The following is an 8,040-nucleotide window of genomic DNA, read 5'->3' as shown; positions in this document are numbered from 1 at the left end:
AAGAAAGCTGCTGCTCCAGCCAAGAAGGCCGCTGCTCCGGCAAAGAAAGCTGCTGCTCCAGCTCCCAAAGCCGCTCCAACAGCTCAAACCAAGCTCAACCCCCAAGCTGCTTGGCCATTTCCGACCGGTTCAAAGCCCTAAGGATTGTTGGCGAGGCCAACACCCAGCCTGCTGCCCTTGTGCAGCAGGCTTTTTTTGACATTACGGATAAAAGGCCAATAGCCGATAGCCGACCACCCCTGGCATGACAGCATCCGTCTTGACTCGGATCGTCACGGCGACCGGCCATTCAGCAGCAGGCGGCAGGCTGTCGGACGTTGCAGACAACTCTTGAGGCGAAAGTACCCGACGAACAACCACGCGGTCCTGCAGGTCCGTCAACGTTAATTCGATGCTGGGTAACGCCAGCGCCAGATTCATCGAGTTTTTGACAACAAAGCTCAAACGATAGCGGTCTACACCCGTTTTGTTGAAGGTCGCCGATTCAACCAAAATGGATTCTGTCTGCTTCAATGGCTGCACCGAACAATGCCATATCCCGCAAAAGGTTTGCAGCGCCGGCCTCCATTCGGGTTGCAAGGCAGCCAGTCTGTCCCGCTCTTGGTAAAGCAACTGCCCACAAAGTCCAGCCCCGAGCAAGACAGCAAGCAGTACCAATCCAACCCGCACAAAGGGACGACGCCAATGAGATCGATGTTGTTCGTCACGCAGGAACGACACACGGTCATGATCGTCTTCGTCATCCAAAACCGCGGGCACGTCAAAGCCCGGCAAAGGCATTGAAACAGCGCTGTCTTCATGCTTCGTCACGAGCGCAGGCTCAGGCTCCGCCTCAACAGAACCAGACACTGTTTCCGGCGAGTCAGCCCAACTACCATCCAGCGTTGGATGAATGACATCATTTGGGTCTACCACATCACCGACATCAATCACGGCATCAGGTGACTCATCTACGGTTTCAGGTTCCGGGAGCAACGGTCTGGCATCAGGCTCCTCATGCACTGCGGGTGCCTCTTCAGGCGTGTTCGTCTGTGCACCGGCAGTGTCTGCTTCAGACTCGATCGAAGTCTGAAGCAGATGCTGGGAGGCATCAAATATGTCACCACATTGCCCGCACTTGACCCAGCCCTGGGAAATTCGCAACTGATCGGGCACCACTTTGTACAAGGTGGTGCAAGCCGGGCAGCGTGTCAAGAGACCCATGAAACTTCTGCTGTTACCGTTGTAGAGCCAGCCTCTTCAGCGCTCCGCTGTCATCAGTATCCAGCCATCCTCGCTGTCAGACACCGTGAGCGCACAATACGGTGCATAGGCAGCTTTGAGCTCATCGGCTTGTCGCTCCAAAATGCCCGCCAGCACCAGATTCCCCCCCGGCGCCACTCGTGACCATAACAACGGTGCCAACACCTTCAGCGGGGTCGCGAGAATATTCGCCAGCACCGTTTGATACTCACCTGACACCACCTCGGGCAAACCAGCGCGCAAGGTCACATGGTTGACCTGGGCATTCAACAAGGTGGACTCCACGGCAGCTGGGTCGATGTCAACCGCATCGATTTCTGCCGCACCAAACTTGGCCGCCCCGATGGCCAAGATACCCGAACCACAGCCGTAATCAAGCACCCTGGTCAAACCGGAATCAGTACAGTGACGCGAAATCCAGCGCAGACACATTCGCGTTGTCGGATGGGTTCCGGTGCCAAATGCAAGACCCGGGTCCAGCCGGATCACCACACGTGCCTGTGCGGGAGGCTCATGCCAGGAAGGAACAATCCAGAAATCCGGCGTGATATCCACTGGTGCAAACTGCGACTGCGTCAAGCGAACCCAGTCCTGCTCAGGCACCAGCTGGATTCCAAGGATTTCGCAGCCAGCAAAAAAATCCTGTGCCTCCAGCAGTTGCAAAGCTTCTTGCGCCTGTTCGCGCTCATGAAAAAGCGCCAGTACGCGTGAGCGCTGCCAGCCGTCTTTGGGTGGTGGCATGCCCGGCTCACCAAACAGCGCCTGTTCAGCATCGGTCTGGGCATCCGCATCCTCCACACTGACACTCAGCGCATCCAGCGCATCCAGTGCCTCACTGAGAGGCTCCACCCGACTCTCCGGGCACATCAATCGAAGTTCATACATGGCCGCGAGCCCTCTTTAGCGGGCGTGATCAGCCAGCCAACCCTCAAGGTAATGAATATTGGTACCGCCATCCATGAATTTGGCATCCACCATCAACTCCCGATGCAAAGCGATATTGGTGTTGATGCCTTCAACCACCGTCTCCCCCAAGGCTGTACGCATGCGCGCCAAAGCCTGTTCACGGGTATCACCGTGAACAATGATCTTGCCAATCATGGAGTCGTAGTTGGGCGGAACAAAATAATTGGTGTAGACATGTGAATCCACACGAACCCCTGGACCACCTGGAGGGTGCCACATGGTGATGCGCCCGGGTGACGGCACAAACTTGTAGGCGTCTTCAGCATTCAGCCGGCACTCGATGGCGTGTCCACGAATCTGGATCTGACGTTGGGTGAACGGCAACTTTTCGCCAGCGGCCACCATGATCTGCGTTTTGACGATGTCGATACCCGTGGTCATTTCCGTCACCGGATGCTCCACCTGAACACGTGTGTTCATCTCGATAAAGTAAAACTCGCCGTCCTCATACAGGAACTCAAACGTGCCCGCCCCACGATAACCGATCCGTTTACACGCAGCCACACAACGATCACCAATGCGGTCAATGATTTTTCTCGGAATACCTGGTGCAGGAGCCTCTTCAATGACTTTTTGGTGCCGCCGTTGCATGGAGCAGTCCCGCTCACCCAAGTAGACCGCGTTTTTATACTTGTCAGCCAGAATCTGGATTTCAACATGGCGCGGGTTCTGGAGAAACTTCTCCATATAGACCGCCGGATTATTGAAGGCTGCCCCAGCTTCGTTCTTGGTCATGGCCACTGCGTTGATCAGTGCAGCTTCCGTGTGGACCACCCGCATGCCACGCCCGCCACCACCACCAGCAGCCTTGATGATCACCGGATACCCGATGGCTTTGGCAATACGCTTGATCTGAACAGGATCGTCCGGTAACTCTCCCTCAGAACCAGGAACGCAAGGGACACCGGCCTTGATCATGGCCTGCTTGGCCGACACCTTGTCACCCATGATGCGGATGGACTCTGGCGTAGGGCCAATAAATTGGAAACCACTGCGCTCCACCCGTTCGGCAAAATCAGCGTTCTCACTCAAGAACCCATAACCAGGATGAATAGCCTCTGCATCCGTCACCTCGGCCGCAGAAATGATGGCCGGCATGTTCAGGTAGCTCAGTCCGGACGGCGCCGGGCCGATACACACCGCTTCTTCAGCCAGCTTCACATACTTGGCATCGCGGTCCGCTTCCGAATAAACCATGACGGCCTTGATGCCCAGCTCGCGACAGGCACGCTGAATCCGCAATGCAATTTCGCCCCGGTTGGCGACCAGTATTTTTTTAAACATGAGTTCGCCCTGGCATCAATCGATGATGAACAGCGCTTGCCCGTATTCCACGGCCTGTCCGTTTTCCGCCAGGATGCGCCGCACTGTGCCTGCTTTGTCTGCCTCAATTTCATTGAGGATTTTCATGGCCTCGATGATGCACAGGGTGTCCCCCTCCTTGACAGCATCACCGACCTCGACAAACGTCTTGGCACCAGGCGAGGCGGAACGATAGAACGTACCAACCATGGGTGACTTGACCGTATGCCCTGTCTCCGCTGTTTCCGCTGGTGTCGCCACCTCGGCAACAGCCGAAGCCACACTCACGGGCGCGGCAACTGCGGGCGTTGCGGCCTGCACATATTGCACCGGCTGAGCCACACCACCCTTGACAATGCGAACCTTGCCTTCGGCCTCGGTAATCTCCAATTCCGAAACATTGGACTCCGACACCAGATCAATCAAGGTTTTCAGTTTTCTCAGATCCATAAGAATTCTCCAACGCGCAGTGGATAAATGTTAATTTGATTTAATTTTCAGTAAAAGTTCTGAATTTCAGAAAAATTCGCCTAATTTTCTTCATTTTACTACGCAACATCCCTGCCATTTTCAGCCAGACAAACGACTGAAGACCTGCAGGTCCTCGGCAGAAAGCTTGCCAATTTTACGGTGCAGCACGTTGCCTGCCGCGCCGAACACCGCTGTGAAGGGCAGGCCGCCACTGAGATTCCCCAACGATCGGCTTAACTCAATGCCAGGAAATCCCGCCAACGCAACAGGAAATGACAGCGGCATTTGCGCCAGAAAACGCTTCACCGAAGTCTGTTGATCAACAGCCAAACCAAGGACTTGCCAACTTTTAGACTTGTTTTGATCAAAAAACGCACTCAATAACGGCAATTCTTCAACACAAGGTGGACACCAGGTGGCCCAGAAATTAAGCACCATGGGTTTTCCCTGAAAGGCCGTCATGGCCAACATCGTCCCATCCACCTGCGCAAACTGCTGCTGCCACAAAGAGGCTTCAGCATTTGAAAAGGCCTGAGATTGCTGCTGCGAACGTCGCCAAGCCAGACCAGCCCCTCCTGCCGCTGCGACAACCCCTACCGCAGCAGCCACCCAGCCACGTCGGGAGACCAAGGAAGAAGCACTCACGCCATTTCCCCCAACAAACGCCGCAGCGCCGACACATCACCTCGCGGGACCCGCCCCTTGGCGTCTGGCTTGAGGGCACCTCGCACATCGTCGCAGTCATAAATCATCAGATGCACACCAATTTCCTCCTGCAAGCCCGGGCAAAACGCATGAACACTCAAAGCCTCCACCGGCTCACCATTGAACCCCTTCACGGTGCGGGGTTCATAACTGACATGCTGATCAATCAACGCTATTTCAGCCGATTTACAGTCATCACAAAACAACTGGATATAAATATCCGACAAACGGGTTGCCGTTCCATGCCATACCGCCCCTGCCAGATACGGCCGAAAATCAATCAAACGCTCCATCCATGCCAGCGCCAGCTGGCGCAGGGCCAACAGCTCAGCCGGCTGCGTGTCAGCACAAAACGTCGCAATGTATTCCATCACCGCATCTTCGAGCTTGTCATTGCTGGGCAAGCCCCCACGGCCACTCAAACCCAGTGATTTGGCTGCACGTCGCTTGGCTGGACCATATTCCAGCCCTTCCTCAACCACCCAGCGGGCGGCAAGCGCCGCAATTTCAGATTCCAGATTCACCATAAACGACGCATTTTGCCCTGATTTGCCACCCCTGACATACCGACCGGTGACCCGGCCCTGGTGACAGACCGGTCACTAGAATCGCCCCATGCATATTCACATTCTTGGTATTTGCGGCACGTTCATGGGCGGTTTGGCCGCGTTGGCCCGCGAGGCTGGCCACACCGTCACCGGTTGTGACGCGGGGGTCTACCCGCCCATGAGTGACCAGCTCCGCGCCCTGGGTATCGAACTCATCGAAGGCTTTGGTGCCGACCAATTGGCCCTGCAACCCGACCTGTTTGTGGTGGGCAACGTGGTCAGCCGCGCGCGGCTGCCGGACGGCACACCCAAGTTTGCACTGATGGAAGCCATTCTGGATGCAGGCCTGCCCTACACCAGCGGCCCCCAGTGGTTGTCAGAGCATATTTTGCAGGGCCGTCACGTGATTGCCGTGGCCGGCACACATGGCAAAACCACAACCACCGCCATGACCAGCTGGATTCTGGAACACGCCGGGTTACAACCGGGTTTTCTGGTAGGTGGTGTGCCGCTGAACTTTGGTGTCTCCGCCCGTCTGGGCCTGGGTAAACCGTTTGTGATTGAGGCTGATGAATACGACACCGCGTTTTTTGACAAACGCAGCAAGTTTGTGCATTACCGCCCCAGAACCGCTGTACTCAACAACCTGGAATTCGATCATGCCGACATTTTTGATGATTTGGCAGCCATTGAGCGTCAATTCCACCATCTGGTTCGCACCGTGCCGGGCACCGGGCTCCATGGCAGCGGCCGCATCATTGTCAACGGCCTGGAGGAAAGTCTGGCGCGGGTGTTGCACATGGGCTGCTGGAGCGAGGTGCGCAGCTTTGGCGCGGCTGTGAGCGACTTCACGGCCATCGGTCCAGCCCATGAGTTTGATGTCTTGCATCACGGGCAGCTGGCTGGGCACGTCGCCTGGAACCTGACTGGCGTCCACAACCAGCTCAACGCCCTGGCGGCGATCGCGGCGGCTGAGCACCTTGGTGTATCTCCGACAACAGCGGCAGCTGCCTTGAAGCAATTTGACAATGTCAAGCGACGCATGGAGGTACGTGGCCGCGTGAGTGCCGAGCCCCAAGGCACGATCACGGTGTATGACGACTTTGCCCACCACCCCACCGCCATTCGCACCACACTCGATGGCCTGCGTAGCCGACTCCAAGCCGGTGAACGGATTCTGGCGGTGTTCGAACCCCGCTCCAACACCATGAAACTGGGCACCATGAAAGCTTTGCTGCCATGGAGCCTGGACAGTGCCGATCTGTCTTTTTGCCACAGCGCAGGGCTTGGCTGGGATGCAGCCGGCGCACTGGCCCCGATGGGTGACAAAGCCCTGGTGTCCGATCAGCTGGATACCCTGGTCAGCGCCATCACCCGTGTTGCCCGTGCCGGAGACCATATTGTCTGCATGAGCAATGGCGGTTTTGGCGGCATCCACGGCAAACTACTGCAATCGCTACAAAATAAGTAGCACAAACAGCTTTATTTACCTGGGCTATAGCCTGATTGATTGTGTAAATTCAACGACAAAGCGCAGTCGTGGGCAGTTCAATCGGATGCGTCCCCCAACCACCAAGGACCTCGTGCGGCGTGTGATCAACCCTGCGGCGGTTTCTGCAGGCTTGCGTTAGTACTCACTCACGAATAAGACAGCGCAGCCGTCCGCTGGTGTGACAGCTTGAACACCGAGACCGACGCCACCAGCTCCTGGGCCTGGGCCTTGAGACTGTCCGCAGCGGCGGCCATCTCCTCCATCAGTGCGGCATTTTGCTGGGTGGCATGGTCCATCTGCGTCACGGCTTCGCTGACTTGCCCGACACCCTGGCTCTGCTCTGAGCTGGCAGCGCTGATCTCACCCATGATGTCAGTCACCCGTTGGATCGAACTCACCACCTCGGTCATGGTGACGCCCGCCTGATCCACCAGGTTGGAGCCCTGTTCGACACGCTGGACACTGTCCGTGATCAGACTCTTGATCTCCTTGGCGGCTTCAGCCGACCGACCCGCCAGGCTGCGCACCTCGGAAGCCACCACGGCAAAACCGCGCCCCTGCTCGCCAGCACGAGCCGCCTCCACCGCCGCGTTCAAGGCCAGGATGTTGGTCTGGAAGGCAATGCCGTCAATCACCCCAATGATGTCGGCGATCTTGCGCGAGCTGTCGTTGATGCCTTTCATGGTTTCGACCACCTGGTTGACCACCTCACCCCCTCTGACCGCCACCGTACAGGCACTTTGGGCCAGCTGGTTGGCCTGCTTGGCGTTGTCGGCGTTTTGCCGCACGGTGGCGCTCAGCTCTTCCATGGAGGCCGCCGTCTCTTCCAGGGCACTGGCCTGCTGCTCGGTCCGCGCACTCAGGTTGTTATTGCCCTGGGCGATTTCAGTACTGGCCGTGGACACGCTTTCCGAGCCCTGGCGCACGTTGCCAACAATATGGGAAAGGCGGTCTTTCATGCCTGCCAGGGCTTGCAGCAGTTGGGCAGTTTCATCGTGACCCTGCGCCTGGATCTGCGCCGTCAGGTCACCGTCCGCAACCAGACGTGCCACTGAAACCGCGTTCCCCAAAGGGCCGGTGATACCCACCGTCAACAACCAGGCACACACGGTGCCCAGTGCCAGAACCAATACAGCCAGCCCGATCAGGAAATTGCGGCTGGTGCTTTCAATGGCGGAGATTTCAGCTGCTTTGGCATCCAGGCCTTGACGCTGCATGGCAAGAAAATCGCCCACCAGTTTGATGTAGCCATCAGCTGCGGGCAGGTAGGCCTTTTCCAGAAGACGATTGGCCTCATCGGCCTTGCCTTCACCT

The 8,040-nt window shown here is 57.1% G+C and carries 8 protein-coding genes and 1 pseudogene; 2 read left to right on the top strand and 7 right to left on the bottom strand.

Annotated elements, in window-relative coordinates:
• Positions 1-141 (top strand): annotated as a pseudogene (locus PHW99_RS18845) (histone); the annotation flags it as partial.
• Positions 142-201: 60 nt separating this feature from the next.
• On the opposite strand, the gene PHW99_RS11535 reads toward PHW99_RS18845, so the two are convergent.
• The 6 genes from PHW99_RS11535 to PHW99_RS11510 form a co-directional block, all read right to left on the bottom strand.
• On the bottom strand, positions 202-1,203 hold the full coding sequence (locus PHW99_RS11535; RefSeq protein WP_300177331.1) for a zinc-ribbon and DUF3426 domain-containing protein: 1,002 nt from the start codon (positions 1,201-1,203) through the stop codon (positions 202-204).
• 36 nt (positions 1,204-1,239) lie between these two features.
• Positions 1,240-2,127, bottom strand: coding sequence for a 50S ribosomal protein L11 methyltransferase (prmA, locus tag PHW99_RS11530; protein WP_300177328.1), 888 nt, complete (start codon positions 2,125-2,127; stop codon positions 1,240-1,242).
• 15 nt (positions 2,128-2,142) lie between these two features.
• Complete coding sequence (gene accC, locus PHW99_RS11525; protein ID WP_300177325.1) at positions 2,143-3,492, bottom strand: acetyl-CoA carboxylase biotin carboxylase subunit; 1,350 nt, start codon at positions 3,490-3,492, stop codon at positions 2,143-2,145.
• A gap of 15 nt (positions 3,493-3,507) precedes the next feature.
• Positions 3,508-3,960: an acetyl-CoA carboxylase biotin carboxyl carrier protein gene (gene accB / locus PHW99_RS11520; protein WP_300177322.1), complete on the bottom strand. Its 453-nt coding sequence runs from the start codon at positions 3,958-3,960 to the stop codon at positions 3,508-3,510.
• Positions 3,961-4,080: 120 nt separating this feature from the next.
• Positions 4,081-4,626: a TlpA disulfide reductase family protein gene (locus PHW99_RS11515; RefSeq protein ID WP_300177320.1), complete on the bottom strand. Its 546-nt coding sequence runs from the start codon at positions 4,624-4,626 to the stop codon at positions 4,081-4,083.
• On the bottom strand, positions 4,623-5,213 hold the full coding sequence (locus PHW99_RS11510; protein ID WP_300177318.1) for a hypothetical protein: 591 nt from the start codon (positions 5,211-5,213) through the stop codon (positions 4,623-4,625). The genes PHW99_RS11515 and PHW99_RS11510 overlap by 4 nt, the downstream gene beginning before the upstream one ends.
• 88 nt (positions 5,214-5,301) lie before the next feature.
• Here PHW99_RS11510 and mpl point away from each other — a divergent pair, with 88 nt between their 5' ends.
• Positions 5,302-6,705 carry a UDP-N-acetylmuramate:L-alanyl-gamma-D-glutamyl-meso-diaminopimelate ligase gene (mpl, locus tag PHW99_RS11505; protein ID WP_300177315.1) on the top strand — a complete coding sequence of 468 codons (1,404 nt, stop codon included), beginning with the start codon at positions 5,302-5,304 and terminating at the stop codon, positions 6,703-6,705.
• A gap of 167 nt (positions 6,706-6,872) precedes the next feature.
• On the opposite strand, the gene PHW99_RS11500 is transcribed toward mpl, so the two are convergent.
• Positions 6,873-8,040, bottom strand: a 1,168-nt coding sequence (locus PHW99_RS11500; RefSeq protein ID WP_300177312.1) for a methyl-accepting chemotaxis protein, incomplete at its 5' end; no start/stop codon positions are given.

Origin of the sequence: Rhodoferax sp. (assembly GCF_028689305.1) — a bacterium.
GTDB lineage: Bacteria > Pseudomonadota > Gammaproteobacteria > Burkholderiales > Burkholderiaceae_C > Rhodoferax.
This window is presented reverse-complemented; position numbering and strand designations above follow the sequence as displayed.

What these genes read in the sequence shown, in the direction of transcription:
- PHW99_RS11535 (WP_300177331.1), bottom strand. Translation starts at nt 1,203, where the DNA reads ATGGGTCTCTTGACACGCTGCCCGGCTTGCACCACCTTGTACAAAGTG.
- prmA (WP_300177328.1), bottom strand. Translation starts at nt 2,127, where the DNA reads ATGTATGAACTTCGATTGATGTGCCCGGAGAGTCGGGTGGAGCCTCTC.
- accC (WP_300177325.1), bottom strand. Translation starts at nt 3,492, where the DNA reads ATGTTTAAAAAAATACTGGTCGCCAACCGGGGCGAAATTGCATTGCGG.
- accB (WP_300177322.1), bottom strand. Translation starts at nt 3,960, where the DNA reads ATGGATCTGAGAAAACTGAAAACCTTGATTGATCTGGTGTCGGAGTCC.
- PHW99_RS11510 (WP_300177318.1), bottom strand. Translation starts at nt 5,213, where the DNA reads ATGGTGAATCTGGAATCTGAAATTGCGGCGCTTGCCGCCCGCTGGGTG.
- mpl (WP_300177315.1), top strand. Translation starts at nt 5,302, where the DNA reads ATGCATATTCACATTCTTGGTATTTGCGGCACGTTCATGGGCGGTTTG.